The organism is Microbacterium sp. NPDC057407 (assembly GCF_042803895.1).
GTDB lineage: Bacteria > Actinomycetota > Actinomycetes > Actinomycetales > Microbacteriaceae > Microbacterium.
In genome coordinates this window covers 207,369-230,253 of the sequence record NZ_JBHVCA010000002.1, presented here as the reverse complement: position 1 = coordinate 230,253, position 22,885 = coordinate 207,369, and the positions used below count along the sequence as shown (strand labels likewise).

Annotated in this window: 20 protein-coding genes; 6 read left to right on the top strand and 14 right to left on the bottom strand. The window is 69.1% G+C overall.

Annotation, left to right across the window (positions count from 1 at the left end; all coding sequences use genetic code 11):
• Positions 1-4: 4 nt before the first annotated feature.
• The 3 genes from zwf to pgl are packed head-to-tail and all read left to right on the top strand — an operon-like array spanning position 5 to position 3,351.
• Positions 5-1,597 carry a glucose-6-phosphate dehydrogenase gene (zwf, locus tag ACFUTX_RS05915; RefSeq protein ID WP_378861412.1) on the top strand — a complete coding sequence of 531 codons (1,593 nt, stop codon included), beginning with the start codon at positions 5-7 and terminating at the stop codon, positions 1,595-1,597.
• Complete coding sequence (locus tag ACFUTX_RS05910; protein WP_378861410.1) at positions 1,594-2,553, top strand: glucose-6-phosphate dehydrogenase assembly protein OpcA; 960 nt, start codon at positions 1,594-1,596, stop codon at positions 2,551-2,553. Before zwf ends, ACFUTX_RS05910 begins: the two co-directional genes overlap by 4 nt.
• An 18-nt stretch (positions 2,554-2,571) precedes the next feature.
• Complete coding sequence (pgl, locus tag ACFUTX_RS05905; protein WP_378861408.1) at positions 2,572-3,351, top strand: 6-phosphogluconolactonase; 780 nt, start codon at positions 2,572-2,574, stop codon at positions 3,349-3,351.
• A gap of 81 nt (positions 3,352-3,432) precedes the next feature.
• Here the strand turns inward: pgl and ACFUTX_RS05900 are convergent, their stop codons facing one another.
• The 6 genes from ACFUTX_RS05900 to ACFUTX_RS05875 all read right to left on the bottom strand — a co-directional run bounded on the left by ACFUTX_RS05900 (position 3,433) and on the right by ACFUTX_RS05875 (position 7,837).
• Positions 3,433-3,789 carry an RNA polymerase-binding protein RbpA gene (locus tag ACFUTX_RS05900; RefSeq protein WP_378861406.1) on the bottom strand — a complete coding sequence of 119 codons (357 nt, stop codon included), beginning with the start codon at positions 3,787-3,789 and terminating at the stop codon, positions 3,433-3,435.
• The gene (gene secG, locus ACFUTX_RS05895) at positions 3,789-4,037 is read right to left on the bottom strand and encodes a preprotein translocase subunit SecG (RefSeq protein WP_374312711.1); all 249 of its coding nucleotides are present in this window, start codon (positions 4,035-4,037) and stop codon (positions 3,789-3,791) included. The genes ACFUTX_RS05900 and secG overlap by 1 nt, the downstream gene beginning before the upstream one ends.
• A 59-nt stretch (positions 4,038-4,096) precedes the next feature.
• Positions 4,097-4,888 carry a triose-phosphate isomerase gene (gene tpiA, locus ACFUTX_RS05890; protein ID WP_378861404.1) on the bottom strand — a complete coding sequence of 264 codons (792 nt, stop codon included), beginning with the start codon at positions 4,886-4,888 and terminating at the stop codon, positions 4,097-4,099.
• Positions 4,876-6,093, bottom strand: a complete 1,218-nt coding sequence (locus tag ACFUTX_RS05885; protein WP_378861402.1) for a phosphoglycerate kinase — start codon at positions 6,091-6,093, stop codon at positions 4,876-4,878. Before ACFUTX_RS05885 ends, tpiA begins: the two co-directional genes overlap by 13 nt.
• A 9-nt stretch (positions 6,094-6,102) precedes the next feature.
• Entirely contained in the window at positions 6,103-7,107 is a 1,005-nt protein-coding gene (gap, locus tag ACFUTX_RS05880) for a type I glyceraldehyde-3-phosphate dehydrogenase (protein WP_378861400.1), read from the bottom strand.
• A gap of 103 nt (positions 7,108-7,210) precedes the next feature.
• Complete coding sequence (locus ACFUTX_RS05875) at positions 7,211-7,837, bottom strand: superoxide dismutase (protein ID WP_378861398.1); 627 nt, start codon at positions 7,835-7,837, stop codon at positions 7,211-7,213.
• A 160-nt stretch (positions 7,838-7,997) separates the two neighbouring features.
• Here ACFUTX_RS05875 and ACFUTX_RS05870 point away from each other — a divergent pair, with 160 nt between their 5' ends.
• A complete protein-coding gene (locus ACFUTX_RS05870; protein WP_378861396.1) occupies positions 7,998-8,837 on the top strand; it encodes a PhzF family phenazine biosynthesis protein in 840 nt (279 codons plus the stop codon).
• A 3-nt stretch (positions 8,838-8,840) separates the two neighbouring features.
• On the opposite strand, the gene whiA is transcribed toward ACFUTX_RS05870, so the two are convergent.
• From whiA to ACFUTX_RS05840, 6 genes are all read right to left on the bottom strand, one after another.
• Positions 8,841-9,818 carry a DNA-binding protein WhiA gene (gene whiA, locus ACFUTX_RS05865; RefSeq protein ID WP_378861394.1) on the bottom strand — a complete coding sequence of 326 codons (978 nt, stop codon included), beginning with the start codon at positions 9,816-9,818 and terminating at the stop codon, positions 8,841-8,843.
• A 65-nt stretch (positions 9,819-9,883) separates the two neighbouring features.
• Entirely contained in the window at positions 9,884-10,765 is an 882-nt protein-coding gene (rapZ, locus tag ACFUTX_RS05860; RefSeq protein ID WP_378861392.1) for an RNase adapter RapZ, read from the bottom strand.
• A 22-nt stretch (positions 10,766-10,787) separates the two neighbouring features.
• The gene (uvrC, locus tag ACFUTX_RS05855) at positions 10,788-12,695 is read right to left on the bottom strand and encodes an excinuclease ABC subunit UvrC (protein ID WP_378861390.1); all 1,908 of its coding nucleotides are present in this window, start codon (positions 12,693-12,695) and stop codon (positions 10,788-10,790) included.
• Between the two features lie 5 nt (positions 12,696-12,700).
• A complete protein-coding gene (uvrA, locus tag ACFUTX_RS05850) occupies positions 12,701-15,601 on the bottom strand; it encodes an excinuclease ABC subunit UvrA (RefSeq protein ID WP_378861388.1) in 2,901 nt (966 codons plus the stop codon).
• A 59-nt stretch (positions 15,602-15,660) separates the two neighbouring features.
• A complete protein-coding gene (locus tag ACFUTX_RS05845) occupies positions 15,661-17,943 on the bottom strand; it encodes a 5'-nucleotidase C-terminal domain-containing protein (RefSeq protein WP_378861386.1) in 2,283 nt (760 codons plus the stop codon).
• Positions 17,944-18,121: 178 nt separating this feature from the next.
• A complete protein-coding gene (locus ACFUTX_RS05840; RefSeq protein WP_378861384.1) occupies positions 18,122-18,556 on the bottom strand; it encodes a MarR family winged helix-turn-helix transcriptional regulator in 435 nt (144 codons plus the stop codon).
• Between the two features lie 43 nt (positions 18,557-18,599).
• Here ACFUTX_RS05840 and ACFUTX_RS05835 point away from each other — a divergent pair, with 43 nt between their 5' ends.
• Positions 18,600-18,866: a hypothetical protein gene (locus tag ACFUTX_RS05835; protein ID WP_378861382.1), complete on the top strand. Its 267-nt coding sequence runs from the start codon at positions 18,600-18,602 to the stop codon at positions 18,864-18,866.
• An 88-nt stretch (positions 18,867-18,954) separates the two neighbouring features.
• Here ACFUTX_RS05835 and uvrB read toward each other — a convergent pair whose 3' ends face one another.
• Complete coding sequence (gene uvrB / locus ACFUTX_RS05830) at positions 18,955-21,033, bottom strand: excinuclease ABC subunit UvrB (RefSeq protein ID WP_378861380.1); 2,079 nt, start codon at positions 21,031-21,033, stop codon at positions 18,955-18,957.
• Positions 21,034-21,089: 56 nt separating this feature from the next.
• A complete protein-coding gene (coaE, locus tag ACFUTX_RS05825) occupies positions 21,090-21,704 on the bottom strand; it encodes a dephospho-CoA kinase (RefSeq protein WP_378861378.1) in 615 nt (204 codons plus the stop codon).
• A 424-nt stretch (positions 21,705-22,128) separates the two neighbouring features.
• On the opposite strand from coaE, the gene ACFUTX_RS05820 reads away from it, so the two are divergent.
• Positions 22,129-22,872, top strand: a complete 744-nt coding sequence (locus ACFUTX_RS05820) for a response regulator transcription factor (protein ID WP_378861376.1) — start codon at positions 22,129-22,131, stop codon at positions 22,870-22,872.
• Positions 22,873-22,885 lie beyond the last annotated feature (13 nt).

Here is a 22,885-nt window from a genome sequence, read left to right as displayed (position 1 = left end):
CCCGATGACAGATCAGGCAACCCCTGGATCGAGTGCCGCCTCGGCCCCCGGCGTCGAGATCTCGCGCGGGCACAACCCGTTGCGCGACCCCGACGATCATCGCCTCAACCGCATCGCCGGCCCGAGCGCCTTGGTCATCTTCGGCGTGACGGGAGACCTGTCGCGCAAGAAGCTCATGCCCGCGGTCTACGACCTCGCCAACCGAGGGCTGCTGCCCCCGGGCTTCGCGCTGGTCGGGTTCGCCCGCCGCGACTGGGAGGACCAGGACTTCGCCGAAGTGGTCCACGACGCCGTCCGTCAGCACTCGCGCACCGAGTTCCGCGACGAGACGTGGCAGCAGCTGCTCCAGGGCATCCGGTTCGTCTCGGGCGAGTTCGGCGATCCCGATGCCTTCCGCCGACTGCGCGAGACCGTCGAGAAGCTCGACGTCGAGCGCGGGACCATGGGCAACCACGCTTACTACCTGTCGATCCCGCCGAAGGACTTCGCGCTGGTCGCGGAGCAGCTCCGCGCCTCGGGCCTCGTCGACGACACGGCCGACCAGCCCGACCGCTGGCGCCGCGTGGTCATCGAGAAGCCGTTCGGACACGACCTGCAGTCCGCGCGCGAGCTGAACGACGCTCTCCGCTCGACGTTCCCGACCGACTCGATCTTCCGCATCGACCACTATCTCGGCAAGGAGACGGTGCAGAACATCCTGGCGCTCCGCTTCGCCAACGAGCTGTACGAGCCGATCTGGAATCGCAACTACGTCGACCACGTGCAGATCACGATGGCGGAGGACATCGGCGTCGGCGGCCGGGCGGGCTATTACGACGGCATCGGAGCGGCGCGAGACGTCATCCAGAACCATCTCCTGCAGCTGCTGGCTCTCACGGCGATGGAAGAGCCGATCTCGTTCGACGCGAAGGATCTGCGGGCCGAGAAGGAGAAGGTGCTCGCCGCGGTCACCCTGCCCGACGACCTGTCGCGGTCGACCGCGCGCGGGCAGTACGCCGGCGGCTGGCAGGGCGGCGAGAAGGTGCTCGGCTTCCTCGAAGAGGAAGGCATGGATCCGCAGTCGACGACCGAGACCTACGCGGCCATCACGCTCGAGATCAACACCCGGCGATGGGCGGGCGTGCCGTTCTATCTGCGCACCGGCAAGCGGCTCGGCCGCCGCGTCACCGAGATCGCCGTCGTGTTCAAGCGCGCGCCGGAGCTGCTCTTCTCGCGCAATCAGACGTCGGGCCAGGGCCAGAACGCCCTCGTCATCCGCGTGCAGCCCGATGAGGGCGTGACCATCCGTTTCGGGTCGAAGGTGCCCGGTGCTGCCGCGCAGGTGCGTGACGTGACCATGGACTTCGGCTACGGGCACGCATTCACCGAGGCCAGCCCGGAGGCGTACGAGCGGCTCATCCTCGACGTCCTGCTCGGCGATCCGCCGCTCTTTCCACGGCACGAGGAAGTCGAGCTGTCGTGGAAGATCCTCGATCCGATCGAGCACTTCTGGGAAGCTCAGGGCGGACCGCTCGAACAGTACTCACCCGGGTCGTGGGGCCCGGCATCCGCGGACGAGATGCTCGCCCGCGATGGCCGCAGCTGGAGGCGCCCGTGATCGTCGACCTTCCCGACACCACCGTCAGCAAGATCTCCCGTGCGCTCGTGAGCGTTCGCGAGGAGGGCGGCGCGGTCGCCCTCGGACGCGTGCTCACACTCGTGATCCTCACCCGTGAGAAAGCCATGGAAGAGGTGATCGAAGCGGCGAACGATGCCTCGCGAGAGCATCCGATGCGCGTCATCGTCCTCCTCATCTCTGACCCGGACGACTCCGATCCCCGTCTGGACGCCCAGATCCGGGTCGGCGGCGACGCCGGCGCCAGCGAGGTGATCACCCTCCGCGTCGTGGGCGAGGCCGGCCGCTCCAACCTCGAGTCGCTCGTGACGGGACTGCTGCTCCCCGACGCCCCGGTCGTGGTGTGGTGGCCGAACACGACGCCCGACAACATCTCGAAGACGTCGATCGGCCGGATCGCTCAGCGGCGCATCACGGATGCCGCGACCAAGCGCGATCCGTCGGCCTTCGTCGCCGGTCTCGGCGACCAGTACGCCCCCGGTGACACCGATCTCTCCTGGACGCGGCTCACCCGCTGGCGGGAGCAGCTGGCCGCCATTCTCGACCAGCCGCCCTACGACCCGGTGACGGCGGTCACGGTCCGCGGCGCCTCCGACTCCCCCTCGACGGCGCTGCTGGCCGCGTGGCTGCGCCTCGCTCTCGATGTGCCCGTGGACTGGGGCTACCTCGACCCCGAGGAGTGGCCGCACGGCATCAAGTCCGTGACGCTCGCGCGCCCGAGCGGCGAGATCGTGCTGGAGCGACCCAACTCCGCATCGGCGATCCTGCGGCAGCCCGGGCAGCCGAGCCACGAGCTCGCTTTCCCTCGCCGTACACTGCGGGAGTGCCTCGCCGAGGAGCTCCGCAGGCTCGACCCGGACGTCCTGTATGGTCGAGTGATCACCGAGGGCTGGCAGTTGCTCGACCCTCCGGCGACGAAGGAGACGCAAGGCGCATGACCAAGGTGAACGAGTCTCATGGTTGAAGCCTGGGCCGAGAAGCGCGTCGTCATCAGTCCCGACCCTTCGACCCTTGCCGACTCGGTCGCCGCGCGCTTCCTCAGCCGCGTCGCCAAGCGTGTGGATGACGGCAAGCTCGCTCACATCTCGCTCACCGGCGGTTCGATGGGCTCGGCCGTGCTCGCCGCCGCCGCCCGGCATCCTCGTCTCGAGCGCATCGACTGGTCGCGCGTGCATTTCTGGTGGAGCGACGAGAGATTCGTGCCGCGCGAAAGCGATGACCGCAACGAGCGTCAGGCGCGTTCCGCGCTGCTCGACCGCCTCGACGTCCCCACGGAGAACATCCACGGCGCGGCCGCGAGCGACGACGGCATCGGGCTCGATGCCGCGGCCGACGCGTACGCGGCCGAGCTGGCGCGATTCGCCGGCGCCGACGGACCGTGGCCGGCGTTCGACGTGTGCTTCCTGGGCGTCGGCCCGGATGCCCACATCGCGTCGCTCTTCCCCGACCGGCCGGAGATCCAGGTCACGGACCGGGCGGTGCTCGCAGTCCGCGACTCCCCCAAGCCGCCGCCCGACCGCATCTCGATGACACGACCCGTGATCAACGGATCCAAGCGGGTCTGGATGGTGCTGTCCGGTGCCGACAAGGCGTCGGCGCTGGGCCTCGCGCTGGCGGGCGCCAGCTACGCGAGCGTCCCGGCGGCGGGCGCGAAGGGCCGCAAGCGCACCGTGTTCTTCGTCGACCAGGAGGCGGCCGCGAAGGTGCCGCCCGAGCTCATCGACCAGGAGTACTGAGGCACGAGCCGCGAGGCGGCAGCCGACAGATGAGAAGAGGGGGTGGCGAGGCCACCGCGCGGCTCAGGGGTGTGGGTGGCGTCAGTGCGGGCCGCGCCGCTCACGGAGCTGCTTGAGCGCGTCGTCGAGGAGGGCGTCGGCCTCTTCTTCGGTGCGGCGCTCCTTCACGTAGGCGAGGTGCGTCTTGTACGGCTCGGTCTTGGCGACCGCGGGCGGGTTGTCTTTGTCACGGCCCGCCGGGAGCCCGGAATGCGGAGAGTCGATGGTCTCGGGGATCTCCTCTTCGGGGATTCCCGCGGCGAAGTAGCGGACGGTCTCGTTGCCGAGCGCGTCCCAGTACGAGATAGCGATGCGGTCCGCGTGGAACCCGTGGTCCTGCTCGCCCATCGGTCCGGCACCGACGCGGGTGCCGCGGATCGCGTTGCCTCCGGTAGCCATCAGATGCTCTGGAACTTCGTGATGAGACCGAGGGCGACGATCGCGACGAACCACGCGAGCGCGAGGATCACCGTGAACCGGTTGAGGTTGCGCTCGGCCAGGCCGGACGACCCCAGGGCCGAGGTCATGCCGCCGCCGAACATGTCGGACAGGCCGCCGCCACGCCCCTTGTGGAGCAGGATGAGAAGGGTCAGCAGGAGGCTGGTGATGCCCAGGAGCACCTGCAGGACGAACTCGAGGATCTGCACAGTCGTTGAAGCCTTTCGCCGCGATCTTCTGCGGATCGCACAAAGGTCGAGTATACCGGTCAGACGCCGACGTGCTTCTGGTACCGGATGATGGCCGCGAACTCGTCCACGACGAGGCTGGCGCCACCGACGAGCGCGCCGTCGATGTCGGGCTCGCGCATGAAGCTCGCGATGTTCGCGGCCTTCACGGAGCCGCCGTAGAGGATGCGAGTCCGCGCCGCCGCATCGTCGCCCAGCTTCTCGGCGACGACCTCCCGGACCGCGGCGCAAACCTCCTGCGCCTGATCGGGCGACGCCACCTGACCGGTGCCGATCGCCCACACCGGCTCGTACGCCACCACGATGTCGGCATCGGCGGGCACGCCGTCGAGGGCCACGCGCAGCTGCGACACGGACACGGCCGTCGGTCCCGATTGCTCGCGCTGCTCCAGCGTCTCGCCCACGCAGATCACCGGCACGAGGCCGTGCCGCAGCGCCGCCTGCACCTTCGCGCCGACGAGCTCGTCGGTCTCGCCGTGGTACTGACGGCGCTCGGAGTGCCCGATGATCACGTAGCGGTTGTCGAGCTTCGCGAGGAAGGCACCCGACACCTCACCCGTGTAGGCGCCCGAGTCGTGGGCCGAGACGTCCTGCGCGCCCAGAGCGAAGGGGATCTTGTCGGCGTCGAGGAGCGTCTGCACCGTGCGGAGGTCGGTGAAGGGCGGGAAGACCGCCACCTCGACCGAACCGTCCTCGTGCTTCGCATCCTTCAGCGTCCAATGGAGCTTCTGGACGAACGCGACCGCCTGAAGGTGGTCGAGGTTCATCTTCCAGTTGCCCGCGATGAGCGGGGTACGGCTCACTGCTGCCATCCGAGGACCTCCAGTCCGGGGAGCTTCTTGCCCTCGAGGAACTCGAGGCTCGCGCCTCCGCCCGTCGAGATGTGACCGAATCGGTCGTCCGCGAACCCGAGCTGGCGGACGGCGGCGGCCGAATCGCCGCCACCGACGACGGAGAGCCCGTCCACCTCGGTCAGCGCCTCGGCGACCGCGCGCGTGCCGGCGGCGAACGCGGGCATCTCGAAGACGCCCATCGGACCGTTCCAGAACACGGTCGTGGAACCGCGCACGACCGACGCGAACTGCTCAGCCGTCTGCGGCCCGATGTCGAGGCCGAGGCCCGACGCGCCGAACGGAGTGTCTTCGAGCGCGGTCGCCGGCGCCACCACGTGCTCGGCGTCGGCGGCGAAGGACGCCGCGACCACGGCGTCGACCGGAAGCACGAGGTCGACACCGCGCTCTTTCGCCGTGGCGATGTAGCCCTTCACGGTCTCGATCTGATCCTGCTCCAGCAGGCTCGACCCGACCTTGTTCCCTTCCGCCGCGAGGAAAGTGAACATCATTCCGCCGCCGATCAGCAGGCGGTCGACCCGGGGCAGCAGGTGCTCGATGACGCCGAGCTTGTCGCTGACCTTCGAACCGCCGAGCACGACGGTGTACGGCCGCTGCGGGCTCTCGGTCAGCCGGTCGAGGACCTCGAGCTCCTTCTCGATCAGCGTGCCGGCCGCGGAAGGCAGCAGCTGCGCGAGGTCGTACACCGACGCCTGCTTGCGGTGCACCACGCCGAACCCGTCGGAGACCAGCACGTCCCCGAGCGTGGCCAGCTGTTCGGCGAAGGCGCGACGCTCGGCGTCGTCCTTGGCCGTCTCGCCGGAGTGGAAGCGGAGGTTCTCGATCACCGCCACGTCACCGTCTTCGAGCGCCGCGACCGCCTCGTGGGCCGACTCGCCCACCGTGTCGCGGGCGAACGCGACAGGCTTGCCGAGCAGCTCCGACAGCCGCTGCGCGACCGGCTCGAGGCTGTACTTCGGGTCGGGCGCACCGTCGGGGCGACCGAGGTGCGAGCAGACGACGACGCGGGCGCCGGCGTTGATCAGAGTGTTGAGCGTGGGGAGCGTGGCCCGCACACGGCCATCGTCCGTGATGACTCCGTCCTTCAGGGGGACGTTGAGATCAGCACGGACGATGACGCGCTTGCCGGCCAGCGAACCCAGCGTGTCGAGGGTGCGCAGAGCCATGATCGGGGCTTAGAGGCGCTCGGCGACGTACTCGGTCAGGTCGACGAGGCGGTTCGAGTAGCCCCACTCGTTGTCGTACCAGCTCGAGAGCTTCACCTGGTTGCCGATCACACGGAGCAGCCCGGCGTCGAAGATCGACGAGTGCGGGTCGGTCACGATGTCGCTCGAGACGATCTCGTCCTCGGTGTACTTGAGGATGCCCTTGAGCGGGCCCTCGGCGGCGGCCTTGTACGCGGCCTTGATCTCGTCGACCGTCACTTCGCGCGAGGCCTCGACGGTGAGATCCGTGATCGAGCCGGTGGGGATCGGCACGCGGAGGGCGAAGCCGTCGAGCTTGCCCTTCAGTTCGGGCAGCACGAGACCGATCGCCTTGGCGGCACCGGTCGAGGTGGGGACGATGTTGATCGCCGCCGCACGGGCCCGGCGGAGGTCGCTGTGCGGGCCGTCCTGCAGGTTCTGGTCGGCGGTGTACGCGTGGACCGTAGTCATCAGACCCTTCTCGATCCCGAACGCGTCGTTGAAGACCTTCGCGAGAGGGGCGAGGCAGTTCGTGGTGCAGGAGGCGTTCGAGATGATGACGTGGTTCGCCGGGTCGTACTGGTCTTCGTTCACGCCCATGACGATGGTGACGTCGTCGCCCGTAGCGGGAGCCGAGATCAGGACCTTCTTGGCGCCGCCCTGGATGTGCTTCTTGGCGTCCTCGGCCTTGGTGAAGCGACCGGTGGACTCGATGACGATGTCGACGCCGAGCTCGCCCCAGGGCAGGTTGGCGGGGTCGCGCTCTTCGAACACCTTGATCGTCTTGCCGCCGACCGTGATGGAGTCCTCGGTGTACGAGACGTCCTCGGCGAGTCGGCCGGTGACGGAGTCGTACTTGAGCAGGTGCGCGAGGGTCTTGTTGTCGGTGAGGTCGTTCACCGCCACGATGTCGAGGTCGCTGCCCTGCGCGAGTGCCGCGCGGAGGTAGTTGCGTCCGATGCGGCCGAAGCCGTTGATGCCGATCTTGACAGCCACGGAGTGTCTCCTGAGATGTGTCGTGCGCGAGTGCGCGGTTGGTGCGAATCAGACAGTGGACAACGGCGTCCCGGCGGGCGGTCCCGCCGGGACGCCTCGCCTGTTATGACAGTACCAGCAGGCCCGAGGTCTTCTGGCGGGCGGCGTCGAGCCGCTGGGCGACGTTCTGCCAGTCGACGATGTTCCACGCCGCCTTGACGTAGTCGGCCTTGACGTTGAGGTAGTCGAGGTAGAAGGCGTGCTCCCACATGTCGAGCTGGAACACCGGGATGGTGCCCTGCGCGGTGTTGCTCTGCTGGTCGAAGAGCTGCTGCACGATGAGCTGCTCCCCGATGGGATCCCAGCTGAGCACCGCCCAGCCCGAGCCCTGGATGCCGGTCGCCGCCGCGGTGAAGTGGGCCTGGAACTTGTCGAAGCCTCCGAAGAACTCGTCGATCGCGGCCCGCAGCTCGCCCTCGGGCTCGCCGCCGCCGTTCGGGGACAGATTCGTCCAGAAGATCGAGTGGTTGACATGACCGCCGAGGTTGAACGCGAGATCCTTCTCGAGCTTGTTCACGTTCGCGAGGTTGCCGCTCTCACGGGCCTCGGCCAGCTGCTCGAGAGCGGTGTTCGCCCCGGTCACGTACGCCTGGTGGTGCTTGCTGTGGTGCAGCTCCATGATCTTGCCGCTGATGTGCGGCTCCAGCGCGGCGTAGTCGTAAGGGAGGTCGGGCAAGGTGTACTTCGCCATGTTCTCTTCTTCCTGTCGGCGCGCGCCGAGTGCCCCGGCGCAGCGAGGGTGACGGGTTCATCCTACTGAGCGACAACGCCGCGGCGAGGGGGTTGCTTCCCTCCGTGACGCGATCTACCGGCGCGGCTCCCGACCGCGACGGCGAGGGTACGATCGGCGGATGACCTCCCCGGCGATCCAGAGATGGGCGGCGTTCACCGACGATCCGTCGGGCGGGAACCCCGCCGGTGTCGTACTCGACGCGGACGCGCTCTCCGCAGTGGACATGCAGCGCGTCGCGGCGGACGTGGGGTACGCCGAGACGGCGTTCATCTCGGGACGCGGTCGTCGGCGAGGCATCCGGTACTTCTCCCCCGTGGCCGAGGTGCCCTTCTGCGGGCACGCGACCGTGGCATCCGCCGTCGCGCTGGCCCAGACGCTCGGCGACGGCGTCTTCGTCTTCGATGCGACGGTCGGGCCGATCGAGATCACGACCACGTCATCGGCGGGCGGGCGGCACGCGGAGTTCACGAGTGTCGAGCCCTGGGTGCGCCCGCTCGACGAGCGCCGGCTCGACGCCGTCCTCGCTCTCATCGGATGCGCGAGGGACGACCTCGATCCGCGGCATCCGCCCCGTCTCGTCTTCGCGGGCAACGCGCATCCCCTCGTGGTGTTCCGCGACCGAGAGGTGTTCGACGGGTTCCGCTTCGATGCCGGCGACGCGCGACGGCTGATGGATGACGCGGGCTGGCCGGCCACCATCATCGTCCTGCGGGAAGCGGGCGGGGGCGTCTGGGAGTCGCGAAACATCTTCCCGGTTGGCAGCATCGTCGAAGACCCCGCGACCGGCGCCGCCGCAGCGGCGACGGGGGCATACCTGAGGCACACCGGCGCCGTGTCCACGCCCGGCTCGGTGCGCATCGAGCAGGGTCGTCACGTGGGCAGAGCCGGCACGCTCCACGTGCGGATCCCCGCGCGGGGCGGGATCACCGTCTCGGGCGCGGCCGTGCGGATCGACTGACGCTCAGTCCTCCATGCCCGCCGGGACGGCGGACTCGGTGCCGGGGATGCCCTCGGTCTCGGCCTTCTTGTCAGCCATCGCCAGCAGACGACGGATGCGTCCCGCCACCGCGTCCTTCGTCAACGGCGGATCGGCGTGGTGACCCAGTTCGTCCAGGCTTGCGTCGCGGTGAGCGAGCCGGAGCGCTCCGGCCTCGCGCAGGTGCTCGGGCACCTCGTCGCCGAGGATCTCGAGCGCGCGCTCGACCCTCGCGCACGCCGCCACCGCCGCCTGCGCGGACCGGCGCAGGTTCGCGTCGTCGAAGTTCACCAGGCGATTGACGCCCGCGCGCACCTCACGGCGCTGGCGGAGCTGGTCCCATTCGGCCGCGGCTTTCTCGGCGCCCATGGCCGCCAGCGCAGCACGGATCGCCTCGCCCTCCCGCACCACCACCCGGGGGATGCCGCGCACTTCCCGGGCCTTTCCGGCGATGCCGAGGCGGTGCGCCGCACCGACGAGCGCCATCGCGGCCTCCGAGGAGGGGCACGTGATCTCGAGCGCCGCCGACCGCCCCGGCTCGGAGAGCGAGCCCGCCGCCAGGAACGCGCCGCGCCAGATGGCGGCCAGATCGGCTCGCGAACCGGTCGTCAGCTTGTTCGGCAGCCCGCGGACCGGGCGGCGCCGCTGATCGAGCAGGCCGGTCTGCCGTGCGAGAGTCTCGCCGCCCTCGATGACGCGGACCGCGTAGTGGCTGCCGCCGCGGGCACCCGACCCCTGCACGTGGACGAGTTCGGGGCGGACCCCGTAGAGCTCCACGAGATCGCGCGCCGTGCGACGGGCGAGCAGGTCGGAGTCGACCTCGGCCTCGACGGCGACGCGGTTCGCGATGGAGTGCAGACCGCCCGAGAACCGCAGGAGCGAGGTGAGCTCGGCCACCCGGGCCGTCGGGCGCGGGTCGCGCACGGTGATCAGCTCGGCCTTCACGTCAGCGGTCAGCGACACGGGACTCCTTCGCGGGATGGGGAACGACGCTCCAGCCTAGTCGTGGCGGACGATCTGCGCGGACCTCATTCGCGACCGAGGTCGCGGTCCTTCACGCGCACGGCCACACCGGGCACGACTGCCAGCCGCTCCGCCAGCTCACGTGCCATCACGACGGACCGGTGCTTGCCGCCGGTGCAGCCGACGGCGACGACCGAGTGCCGCTTGTTCTCGCGCTGATACCCCTCGAGGATCGGGCGGAGGGCGGCCGCGTACGCGTCGAGGAACTCCGCGGCGCCCTCCTGCGCGAGCACGAAGTCGCGCACGGTCGGGTCTTCGCCGGTCAGCGGGCGCAGGTTCTCGTTCCAGAACGGGTTGGGCAGGAAGCGCATATCGGCGACGAGGTCGGCGTCGGGGGGAAGCCCGTACTTGAATCCGAAGCTCAGGATCGTCAGCGCGTGGCGGGCCGCATCGATCTCGGTGAACAGCTCGCTCACCTGTGTCGCCAGCTGGTGGATGTTGTAGGACGAGGTGTCGATGATCACGTCCGCGCTCTCGCGGACGCCGGCGAGGCGATCCCGCTCGAGACGGATGCCGTCGAGGATCGTGCCCTCGCCCTGGAGCGGGTGCGGTCGGCGCACCGCCTCGAACCGGCGCACCAGCACGTCGTCGGACGCGTCGAGGAACATCAGCCGGATCTGGCGACGCTCGCGGATCGCCCGGAGCGCCTCGGGCAGGTCGGAGAACAGGTCGCGGCCTCGCACGTCCACCACGACGGCGACCCGCGGGAGCACACCGGCGGCCAGCTCCGTGAGCTCGAGCAGGGGCTTGAGCATCTGCGGGGGCAGGTTGTCGACGACGTACCAGCCCAGGTCCTCCAGCGCATTCGCCGCGGTCGAGCGACCGGCGCCGGACATGCCGGTCACGATCAGCACCTCGCCGCTCTCACGGCGCTCCACCTCGGCCATGACCACCCCCGTCGGAACAACCCTACCCAGAGGAGAGATGCCCGTGGATCGACGCCGCCAGCTTCGGGCCCACGCCCGGCAGCTGCGCGATCTCGTCGGGTGTGGCCTTCTTGAGCGCCGAGACCGAGCCGAAGTGACGCAGCAGGGCCCTGATCCTCGCGTCGCCGAGGCCGGGCACCTCGGCGAGGACGCTCTGGATGTCGCGACGGCGGCGACGGCGCTGGTGCGTGATCGCGAATCGGTGCGCTTCGTCGCGCAGCCGCTGCAGCAGGTAGAGCGACTCCGAGGTCCGGGGCAGGATGACCGGGAACTCCTCTCCCGGCAGCCACACCTCCTCGAGGCGCTTGGCGATGCCGCACAGCGCCACCTCTTCGTGTCCGGCATCCCGCAGTGCGCGTGCCGCCGCCTCGACCTGCGGCTTCCCGCCGTCCACGACGAGGAGCTGGGGACGGTACGCGAAGCGAGGACGGCGCCGCTCGGTCACGACCTCGCCGTCGGCGGTCGCCTCCGGTCGTTCGGCCTCTTCCTCTTCGGGCCGGTCGAGGTATGCCAGCCGACGACGCAGCACCTGGTACATCGAGTCGGTGTCATCCGTCGTGTCCTCGACCTTGAACGACCGGTACTGATCCTTTCGCGGCAGCCCGTCCTCGAACACGACCATCGAGGCGACGACGTTCGTGCCGCCCAGGTGCGACACGTCGAAGCACTCGATGCGCAGCGGAGCCTCGGCGAGGTCCAGGGCCTCCTGCAGATCGGTGAGAGCCTGCGTGCGGGCCACGTAGTCGCTCGTTCGACGCGTCTTGTAGAGCATCAGCGCCTGCTGGGCGTTCAGGGTCGCCGTCTTCATGAGCTCCGCCTTGCGCCCCCGTTGCGCGACCTGGATCGTGACCGCCTTGCCCCGCCGCTCCCTGAGCCACTCCTCGAGGTCGTCGGCGTCGTCGGGCAGCGCGGGCACGAGCACCTGGCGAGGGATGTCGATGCTCTCGGCGTTCCCGTAGGTGCGCTGGATCACCTGGTCGACGAGATCGCCGCCCGTGATGTCGAGCTCCTTCTCGATCGTGGTCGCTCGTACGCCTCGCACCCGGCCGCCTCGGATGACGAAGTGCTGGACGGCGGCTGCCAGCTCGTCCTCCGCGATGCCGAACAGGTCGGCGTCCGTGTCGGGCGCCAGGACGAGGGCGCTCTTGTTGAGCACCGCGTCGATCGCCTGCAGGCGGTCACGATAGACCGCGGCAGCTTCGTAGTCCATGGCGGCGGATGCCTCGCGCATGCGCGCGGTCAGCTCCTTCTTGAACCGCTCGTCGCCGCCCGCCATGAAGGCCACGAAGTCGTCGACGATCGCGCGATGCTCTTCGATCGAGACCTTCATCGAGCACGGCCCCCCGCACCGGCCGATCTGACCGGGGAAGCACGGACGCCCGGAAGCCATCGCCTTCTTGTACGAGGAGTCGCTGCAGGTGCGGATCGGGAAGACCTTGATGAGCAGGTCGATGGTGTCGTGCACGGCCCACACCTTGGGATAGGGGCCGAAGTACTTTGCCCCCCTGATCCGGCGGTTCCGCGTGACGATGACCCTCGGGGCCTCGTCCGCGAGCGTGATGGCCATGAACGGGTAGGACTTGTCGTCGCGGTAGCGCACGTTGAAGGGCGGATCGAACTCCTTGATCCACATGTACTCGAGCTGCAGCGAGTCCACGTCGCTGGCCACCACCGTCCATTCCACGGACGCCGCGGTGGTGACCATCCGGCGCGTGCGCTCGTGCAGCGTGTGCAACGGGGCGAAGTAGTTCGACAGGCGCGCGCGGAGATTCTTCGCCTTGCCGACGTAGAGGACGCGTCCGTCCGCGTCGCGGAATCGATACACGCCGGGGTTGGTCGGGATCTCCCCCGGCTTCGGCTTGTACGAGACGGTGGGCGCGGAGCGTGCCATCGGGGTCAGCCGGCCTTGCGGACCGCCTGCGACCCGCCCAGGATCTCGGCGAGGAACGCCCCGGTGTGGCTCCCCTCGGTGCGCGCGACCTGCTCCGGCGTGCCCGTCGCGATGACCTGTCCGCCGCCCGATCCTCCCTCCGGGCCGAGGTCGATGATCCAGTCCGCACTCTTGATGACGTCGAGGTTGTGCTCGATCACGATGACCGTGTTCCCCTTGTCGACGAGCCCGCCGAGCACCTCGAGGAGCCGGCGGACGTCCTCGAAGTGAAGGCCCGTCGTCGGCTCGTCCAGCACGTAGATCGAGCGACCGTTGGAGCGACGCTGCAGCTCGGTCGCGAGCTTGACGCGCTGCGCCTCGCCTCCGGAGAGGGTCGTCGCGGACTGACCGAGCCGGACGTACCCGAGGCCGACGTCGACGAGCGTGCGGAGGTAGCGGTGGATCGCCTGGATCGGCTCGAAGAACTCCGCCGCCTCGGAGATCGGCATCTCGAGCACCTCGGCGATGTTCTTGCCCTTGTAGTGGACCGCGAGCGTGTCGCGGTTGTACCGCTTGCCGTGGCACACCTCGCAGTCGACGTAGACGTCGGGCAGGAAGTTCATCTCGATCTTGATCGTGCCGTCGCCCGAACACGCCTCGCAGCGACCGCCCTTGACGTTGAAGCTGAAGCGACCCGGCTGGTAGCCGCGTGCCTTGGCCTCGGGGGTCTCGCTGAACAGCGTGCGGATGCGGTCGAAGACGCCGGTGTAGGTCGCCGGGTTGGAGCGCGGCGTGCGGCCGATGGGCCCCTGGTCGACGTGCACGACCTTGTCGAGCTCTTCGGTCCCGGTCACCCGGGTGTGCTTGCCTGCCACCCGGCGCGCCCCGTTGAGTCGCGTGGCGAGCACCTCGTAGAGGATGTCGTTGACCAACGACGACTTCCCCGACCCGCTCACCCCCGTGACGGCCGTCAGAACGCCCAGCGGGAAGTCCACCGTCACGTTCTTCAGGTTGTTCTCGCGCGCACCGACGACCGTGACCTTGCGGTTCTTGTCGATCTTGCGCCGCTTCTTCGGCGTCGGGATCTCGCGGCGGCCGGCGAGGTAGTCGCCGGTGATCGAGTCGCCTTCGGCGAGGAGCTGCTCGAGCGGCCCGGAGTGCACGACGGCGCCGCCGTCGACTCCCGCACGCGGCCCGATGTCGACGATCCAGTCCGCGGCGTGGATCGTCTCTTCGTCGTGCTCGACCACGATCAGCGTGTTGCCGAGGTCGCGGAGGGTGATGAGGGTCTCGATGAGGCGGCGGTTGTCGCGCTGATGAAGCCCGATCGAGGGCTCGTCGAGGACGTAGAGCACGCCGGTCAGTCCCGACCCGATCTGCGTCGCCAGACGGATGCGCTGGGCCTCACCGCCGGAGAGCGATCCGGCGGACCGGCTGAGGTTGAGGTAGGTCAGGCCGACCTGGATGAGGAAGTCGAGTCGCAGGCGGATCTCGCGGAGCACCTGTGCCGCGATCTTGGCCTCGCGCTCGGTGAGCTGCAGTCCGGCGAAGAACTTCTGTGCGTCGGCGAGGCTCAGGCGCGAGGCATCCGCGATCGAATGTCCGTGCACCAGCACCGCCAGCACCTCGGGCTTCAGTCGCGCGCCGTCGCACACCGGGCACGGCACCTCGCGGAGGAACTCGGCCCAGCGCTGGCGCTGCGTGTCGGTCTCGGCCTGCATGTACTGGCGCTCGATGTAGGGGACGACCCCCTCGAACCCCGACGAGTAGCGCATCTCGCGGCCGTAGCGGTTCTTCCACTTGACCGTGACCTTGTAGTTCTCGCCCCGGAGAACCGCCTCGCGGACCTCGGCTCGCAGCATCCGCCACGGGGTGTCGAGCGAGAAGCCGAGGTCGCTGGCGAGACCCTCCAGCAGGCGCTCGTAGTACTGGAACAGTCCCTTGCCCTGGGTCGTCCAGGGAATGAGGACGCCCTCGCGGATGGAGAGGTCCTCGTCGCCGATCATGAGGTCGACGTCGACCGACATGCGCGTGCCCAGCCCGGAGCAGGCGGGGCACGCTCCGAACGGCGCGTTGAACGAGAAGGTGCGCGGCTCGATCTCGGTGAGCTGGAGGGGATGCCCGTTGGGGCAGGCGAGCTTCTCGGAGAACGACTGCCACGCGTCGTCGCCCTCGATGTCGACGAAGTTGACCTGCATCACGCCGCCGGCGAGCCCGAGCGCGGTCTCGACCGAGTCGGTGATGCGGCTCAGGATGTCGGGACTCGCCACGAGTCGGTCGACGACGACCGCGATGTCGTGCTTGTAGCTCTTCTTGAGCGCCGGCGGCTCGGCGAGCTGGATCAGCTCTCCGTCGACGACCGCACGCGCGTACCCCTTCGCGGACAGCTCTTTGAAGAGGTCGACGAACTCGCCCTTCTTCTGCGTGACCACGGGAGCGACGATCTGGTACCGCGTGCGCTCGGGGAGCTCCATGAGCTGATCGGCGATCTGCTGGACGGTCTGGCGCTGGATGACCTCGCCGCACTCGGGGCAGTGCGGGACGCCGATCCGGGCCCACAGCAGACGCATGTAGTCGTGGATCTCGGTGATCGTGCCGACGGTCGATCGCGGGTTGCGGTTGGTCGACTTCTGGTCGATCGAGACGGCCGGGCTCAGACCCTCGATGAAGTCGACGTCGGGCCGGTCGACCTGTCCGAGGAACTGCCGGGCGTAGGCGCTCAGCGACTCGACGTAGCGGCGCTGCCCCTCGGCGAAGATCGTGTCGAAGGCGAGGCTGGACTTTCCGGAGCCCGACAGCCCCGTGAAGACCACGAGCGAGTCGCGCGGGATGTCGAGATCGACGTTCTTGAGATTGTGCACGCGAGCACCGCGGACACTGAGTTTTCCGCTGGTGTTTCCGGGCATGGCGACAGGGACGATGGGCACCAGACAAGTTTAGGCGGGGCCTCCGACATCGGCGCCGGAGACCCCGCCCTCACGGGTTCCTACCAGACGAGGACAGGCACCTTCGGGCTCACCGAGCCCTTGACGGTGTCACTCCCCGAGTACTCGACCCACAGGCGGTGGACGCCGCGGTCGAGTCCCGGAACGGTGAGCTTGGCGACGCCCTTCTTTCCGAGCTCGGCGCTCGCGACCGGGGTCGAACCGTCGTAGACGGTGACGGTGCCGGTCGGGTTGCGCTCCCCGTCGGCCACCACGATCGCGGTGTACGTGAACGACTTGCCGGCCTTGACGAGGAGCTTGCCGGGGATGCCGACAACGGCCGAGTCCGCCCGCTCGAACACGGTGATCGGGACGTCGAAGGACGTTCCGGTCGGAGTCGAGATCGACAGCGCGACCTCGCCGGAGACGCCCTCCGGCACGGTGACTGTCAGCTGCGCGCGTCCCGCCTGGTCCGTCAGCGCCACGAGCGACCGATCGATCGCGGCCGTGCCGACCTGCTGGCCGTCGATCGCGACCTCGACCGTGCCGGCCGCCGTGGCGGTCTGGGTGAAGTCGAGCGACGACAGCGACACGTCGATCGTCGATCCGACCTCGTATCCGCGCTCGCTCGCCGGCGGGGAGAGCTCCACGCCGATCGACCGCTGAGCCAGGTCGGGAGTCGCCTGGCCGTTCGCGGCGAACCAGTCGACCTGAGCCTGCAGGTCCACCAGTCCGGAGTCGGCGCGATCGGTGCCCTGGGCGAGCGTCCGGAAGTTGTCGCCGCCGGCCGCCAGGAACGAGTTCGTGACGATCCGATACTGACCCGCCGGGTCGACGGCGACGCCGCCGAGTTCGAGGTGCGTGATCCGCGATCCCACCGGAGCGTCGTAGTCGGTGATGTACGTCAGCCCGTCGGAGACGCCGAGCTTCAGGAACGGCCGGGACGCCCCTGCGGGCTGCCACTGCTCCTCGAGAACGGCCTTCAGCTGGACGCCGCTCAGCGTCATCGTGAACAGCGTGTTGGCGAAGGGCTGCACGGCTGCCGCCTCGGCATAGGTGACGTTGCCGTCGGGGTCGTTCGCGTTGCTGCTCGCGTAGACGAGGTTCGCGCGCAACCCGCCCGGGTTCATGAGCGCCACCTGTGTCTCGGGGAACCGTTGCTGCGCGGCCCAGAGCTGGATGTCGGCGACGAAGTTGCCGAGCGTCGACTCCGCCCCGCGGGCTTCCTCGGTGGTGGCCGGGTTGTCAGCCGTGGGCGTGCGAGGCTGCAGCTCGCGGCGGAAGTCGGCCGTGATCTGGCCGACGCTCTTGCCGCCCTCGACCGCAGCGAAGGCGACCGCGGCGGTCACGATCCCATTGACCTCGGCGACCACCGGGTTGGTGAGATCCGCGACGACGTTGCGCGTAGGCGGGTTCACCGCCGTGTTCCACATCGCGGTCGTCGTCGTGGGTGCGAAAGTGACCTCATCCGTGTCGCGGTCGTAGGTCAGCGAGGTGTTCTGGAACCTCTCGCCGTACTGCCCGGCCTGGGTCACGCGCAGCCCGTTCACGTCGTACGCGTACGTCGCGTGCGTGTGGGCGGTCACGAGCATGTCCACATCGGCGCCGAGTCCAGCGACGATCGAGCCGAGCGGGGTCGCCGGGTCGCTGGCGTCGGCCGGGTTGGACGAACCGCCCTCGTGGACCAGAGCGACGACGATCTCGGCGCCGGCGGCGATCGCCTCGTCCGCGGCGGTGTTGACCTCGGTCGCGATGTCACGGAACTCGAGTCCTTCGATGCCGGCGGGGCTCACGAGCGACGGCATCTCCTCGGTCACCGCGCCTACGAACGCGACATCCACATCGCCCGCGACGGTGACGATCTCCCAGGGGTCGAGCGCCCGCGTGCCGTCCTCGCGATAGACGTTGGCACCCAGCCAGGGGAACTCGGACTCCGGGATCACCCTGTCCGCGAGGTCCGCGAAGCCGCGGTCGAACTCATGGTTGCCGACGGCGCTGACGTCGAGCCCCGCAGCATTGAGCGCATCGATGGTGGGCGTGTCGTTCTGGATGAAGGACGTGAACGTCGACGCGCCGATGTTGTCGCCGGCGGAAGCGAAGATCGTGTTCGGGTTGCTCGCGCGGATCTGCTCCACCGCCGTCGTCAGTGCCGCGACACCGCCGGCCGGGGACGCGGACTCCAGTCGCCCGTGCAGGTCGTTGATCGTCACGAGGTTGATCGCCACGGGATCGGCGCCGTGGGCAGCCGGCGCCACGACGGCGCCTGCGGCGACGACGACGGTGGAGGCGAGCGCTGCGCCGACGACACGTCTGTGCAGGCGACCGGGATGAGGCGGTGTTCGCATCGGGGTTCCTCTTGTTCCAGGGGTGGGGACTTGCGCCGCGGCGCGCGTGTCAGCGCGTCCGACAGGCCGTGGCACGAGCCTATGGGCCACGGCTGCCGGAAGGATCCGGATGAGAAAGAGTTCATCCGGCGGTTACCGCGGGGCGTCCGGGTCGGCGAACCAGGTCGACCGACCGGGCTCAGCGTCGGCCGGCGAAGGGCGCCAGAGCGTCGCGCAGCGCGACCAAAGCGGCGGCATCCGTCCCCACGCTCGCCATGACCTGACCTGGCACCTCGAGAGCGCGTTCGCGGAGAGCGGTGCCGGCCTCGGTGAGCGCGACCGCGAGCACCCGATCGTCGTCGTCGCGGCGCCGCCTGGTGACGAGCCCCTGGGACTCGAGCCGCTTCACGAGGGGCGAGAGCGTCGCCGAATCGAGGGCGAGTTCCGCGGCGAGCTCGCGCAGCGAGCGGGGCGACTCCTCCCACAGTGCGAGCATCACGAGATACTGCGGGTGCGTCAGTCCCAACGGCTCGAGGACGGGCCGGTAGATCGACACCACGTTGCGCGCCGCTGTCACCAGGGCGAAGCACACCTGGTTGTCGAGCGCGAGAAGGTCGTCGGGCGTAGTGGTCACCGGGCGAGTCTATCGTGCGCGAATCATTAGTACACTAAGAAACATGACCGAGAAGGATGCCGCTGCCCGCCGCCCCTTGCGCGAGCGGATTCGCGAGGCCGGCGGCTGGTACGCGTACTGGAACTCGCGCCTCATCCGGATGGCCGGCCCGGCCGCGGTCGGGCCCTACGAGGCGACTCCCCCGCCCTCGGCCCAGGAGCGCGCCGAGAGGGCGTGTCCGCTGTGCGGCGCCCCGATCGCGTCGCACACGTTCGACCGGTCCGGCCCGAAGCCGCTCATGCACTGCCCGGCACCCGCGCGCGGAGAGTGACACCCAAACGGTCCCGTGCGATGCCCACGCGATCGTCGGCTCGATGGTCTCCGAAGGACACTCACAAGCCAGACGCCGGCGCCGGCGATCACGCGTGACCGGCGCGCTCCATCGCTCGGAGCTCTTTCTTCAGGTCTTGAACTTCGTCGCGCAGCCGGGCAGCGAGTTCGAACTTGAGCTCGCCGGCGGCCGCCAGCATCTGGTTGCTGAGGTCGCTGATCGTCGCCTCCAGCTGCTCGGCGCCCTCTGCGGCGATGCCCTCGCGACGCAGCTGCGGAGTCGGTGACTTGCCCTTGCCGGACTTGAGGCGCGAATCCTTGCGGGACAGCATCGCGTTGGTGTCGGATGCCTCGCGTGCGAGCACCTCGGTGATGTCGGCGATCCGCTTGCGCAGCGGCTGGGGATCGATCCCGTTGGCGGTGTTGTACGCGATCTGCTTCTCGCGACGACGATCGGTCTCTTCGATGGCGTTCCGCATCGAGTCGGTGATGGTGTCGGCGTACATGTGCACCTCGCCCGAGACGTTTCGGGCGGCGCGACCGATCGTCTGGATGAGCGACGTGCCGCTACGCAGGAAGCCTTCCTTGTCGGCGTCGAGGATCGAGACCAGCGAGACCTCGGGAAGGTCGAGACCCTCTCGGAGGAGGTTGATGCCGACGAGGACGTCGTAGACCCCCGATCTCAGCTCGCTCAGCAGCTCGACGCGGCGCAGCGTGTCGACGTCGGAGTGGAGATAGCGCACTCGGACGCCGTGCTCGCCGAGGAAGTCCGTGAGCTCTTCGGCCATCTTCTTGGTCAGCGTCGTCACGAGGACGCGTTCGTCGCGCGACACGCGCACGCGGATCTCTTCGAGCAGGTCGTCGATCTGGCCCTTCGAGGGCTTGACGATGATCTGCGGGTCGACCAAGCCGGTCGGACGGATGATCTGCTCGACGACGCCGTCGGCGATCCCCATCTCGTACCGCCCGGGGGTGGCCGAAAGATAGACGGTCTGCCCGATCCGCTCCTTGAACTCGTCGAACCGCAGCGGGCGGTTGTCGAGTGCGCTGGGGAGCCGGAACCCGTGCTCGACGAGCGTGCGCTTGCGCGAGGCATCCCCCTCGTACATGGCACCGATCTGAGGCACCGTGACGTGGGACTCGTCGATCACCATGAGGAAGTCGTCCGGGAAGAAGTCGAGGAGCGTGTGCGGGGGCTCGCCGGGCATTCTGCCGTCGAGGTGTCGCGAGTAGTTCTCGATGCCCGAGCAGAACCCGAGCTGCTGGAGCATCTCGAGGTCGAACGTCGTGCGCATCCGCAGCCGCTGCGCCTCGAGCAGCTTGTTCTGAGACTCGAGCTCTTTCAGCCGCTGCTCCAGCTCGTGCTCGATGGTGCCGATCGCCCGCTGCACCGTCTCAGTACCGGCGGCGTAGTGCGTCGCCGGGAAGATGGGCACGGAGTCCATGCGCTGGATCACGTCGCCCGTCAGGGGGTGCAGCATGTACAGCGCCTCGATCTCGTCGCCGAACATCTCGACCCGGATCGCGTACTCCTCGTAGACCGGGATGATCTCGATCGTGTCGCCGCGCACGCGGAAGTTGCCGCGGGAGAAGTCGACGTCGTTGCGGTTGTACTGCATGGCGATGAACTTGCGGATCAGCGCGTCGCGGTCGTACCGCTCGCCGACCTGCAGCGCCACCATCGCGCGCAGATACTCCTCGGGCGAGCCGAGGCCGTAGATGCACGACACCGTGCTGACCACGACCACATCGCGTCGGCTCAGCAGCGAGTTGGTGGTGGAGTGACGCAGGCGCTCGACCTCGGCGTTGATCGAGGAGTCCTTCTCGATGAACGTATCGGTCTGCGGGACGTACGCCTCGGGCTGGTAGTAGTCGTAGTAGCTGACGAAGTACTCGACGGCGTTGTTCGGCATCAGCTCGCGGAACTCATTGGCCAGCTGCGCGGCGAGGGTCTTGTTGTGCGCGAGCACCAGTGTCGGGCGCTGCACCGCCTCGACGAGCCACGCGGTCGTGGCCGACTTGCCCGTGCCGGTGGCGCCGAGCAGGACGACATCGGTCTCGCCGGCGTTGATGCGGGCAGCCAGTTCGGCGATCGCCTGAGGCTGGTCGCCCGACGGCGCGTATTCGCTGACGACCTCGAAGGGACGGACGGAACGGGTGGCTTGCACCATTCCAGCGTAGGCGGGCCCTCCGACACCGGGGGCGCGTTCGCGCGCGGCGGACGCTACGCCCGTCGGCCCACCCGATCCGGCAGCGACTCCCAGAGGTCGTCGACCTGCCGCTGCGTGTCGGCCATCGTCCCCGCGGTGTCGATCACGACATCGGCGATCGCCAGTCGCGCCTCGTCCGAGACCTGAGAGGCGAGGCGGGCCTCGGCATCCGCCTCGCTCATGCCCCGCAGGTCCCTCAGCCGCTGCCTGCGCACCTCGGCGGGAGCGTGGGCGACCACCACCAGCTCCCACGGGTCGTTCAGGCGCGCTTCGGCGAGCAGGGGCACGTCGTAGACCACCACCGCCCCCGGATCGGCGGCGAACGCCTCGGCGAAGCGTCGGGCGGACTCCGCGCGCACCGCCGGATGGACGATGCGGTTCAGCCGTGTCACCGCATCCGGGTCGCCGAACACCCGTGCGCCCAGAGCGGCGCGGTCCAGGCTCCCGTCCGGCCCGATGACGTCGGACCCGAACGCCTCGGCGATGTCGACCAGCACGGGCGACCCGGGCTGCTGGACGTCGCGGACGATCTGATCCGCGTCGACGACCACGGCGCCGTGCTCGGCGAGGCGCCGGGCGATCGTGGACTTGCCCGAGGCGATTCCCCCGGTGAGAGCGACGAGAGGCATGCATCGAGGATGCCACGAGCCTCCCCGGCCCGGCCGCCGAACCTTGGGCTTTCCTGAGGTCGACCTGAGCCCGGGCTGAGGCCGTCCCGCTACCGTCGGAGCTACCCGAAAGTGAAAACGGGGCCCGTGCAAGGGGCGTGTGGGGAGGATGGGGCGTGAAGCGACGGCAACCCGAAACGTCGCCGAGCCACCCATCCGCCTCGCTCCGCATCCTCGCGACGCGACGCACGTGGGCCCGTGTTCGGTGCGGTGGGGTGGCGGCCGTGGGGGCGACCGCCGCCCCTCCCCGCGCATCCCGCGGGGTTCCGACCGCGGACACGCCCTGATGACCGGCGCGGGACGCGGCTTTCAGACTGCATTCTGGGATATTCTGACCGTCGTCCAGGAGCCGGCCGTCCTCTCACCGGCACCGGAGGGTGAATCGGTGGAAGAAGCGCGCGTTGCCGTCGTGATCGAGGATGAGGAAGACATCCGCTCGCTCCTCTCTGCCGTCCTCACGCAGGCCGGGTTCGAGGTCCACGGCGCGGCGAACGGCTATGACGGCCTCGAACTGGTCCGCCAGCACGACCCGCTCGTCACGACCCTGGACGTCAACATGCCGGGGATCGACGGTTTCGAGACCGCGAAGCGCATTCGCGCGTTCAGCGGCACCTACATCGTCATGCTGAGCGCCCGCACCGAGGAGATCGATGCACTGCAGGGACTCGAGGCGGGCGCCGACGACTACGTGGCCAAGCCGTTCCGTCCGCGCGAGCTGCGGGCGCGAATCGACGCGATGCTCCGTCGTCCGCGCCACCACGTGGCCGCACCGCCGGCGACGCCCGAGGCATCCGACGGCGCACCCACGTGGCTCGAGCACCAGGGTCTGCGCCTGAACACCGACATGCGGGTCGTCACGGTCGACGGAGAGGACCTCGATCTCACCCGCAGCGAGTTCGACATCCTGGCCGACCTCTTGGCGGCGGGCCGCCGCGTCCGGGGCAAGTCGGATCTCGCCCTGATGCTCCGCGGCGAGCAGTTCACCGGCGTGGAGTTCGTCAGCGACAGCGACGCGCGCGCGATCGAGGTGCACGTCGCCAACCTGCGGCGCAAGCTCGGCGAGTCGCCCACCAACCCGCGGTGGATCGAGACCGTGCGCGGCGTCGGCTACCGCCTGACCGCTCCCTGATCCCGCCGCAGAA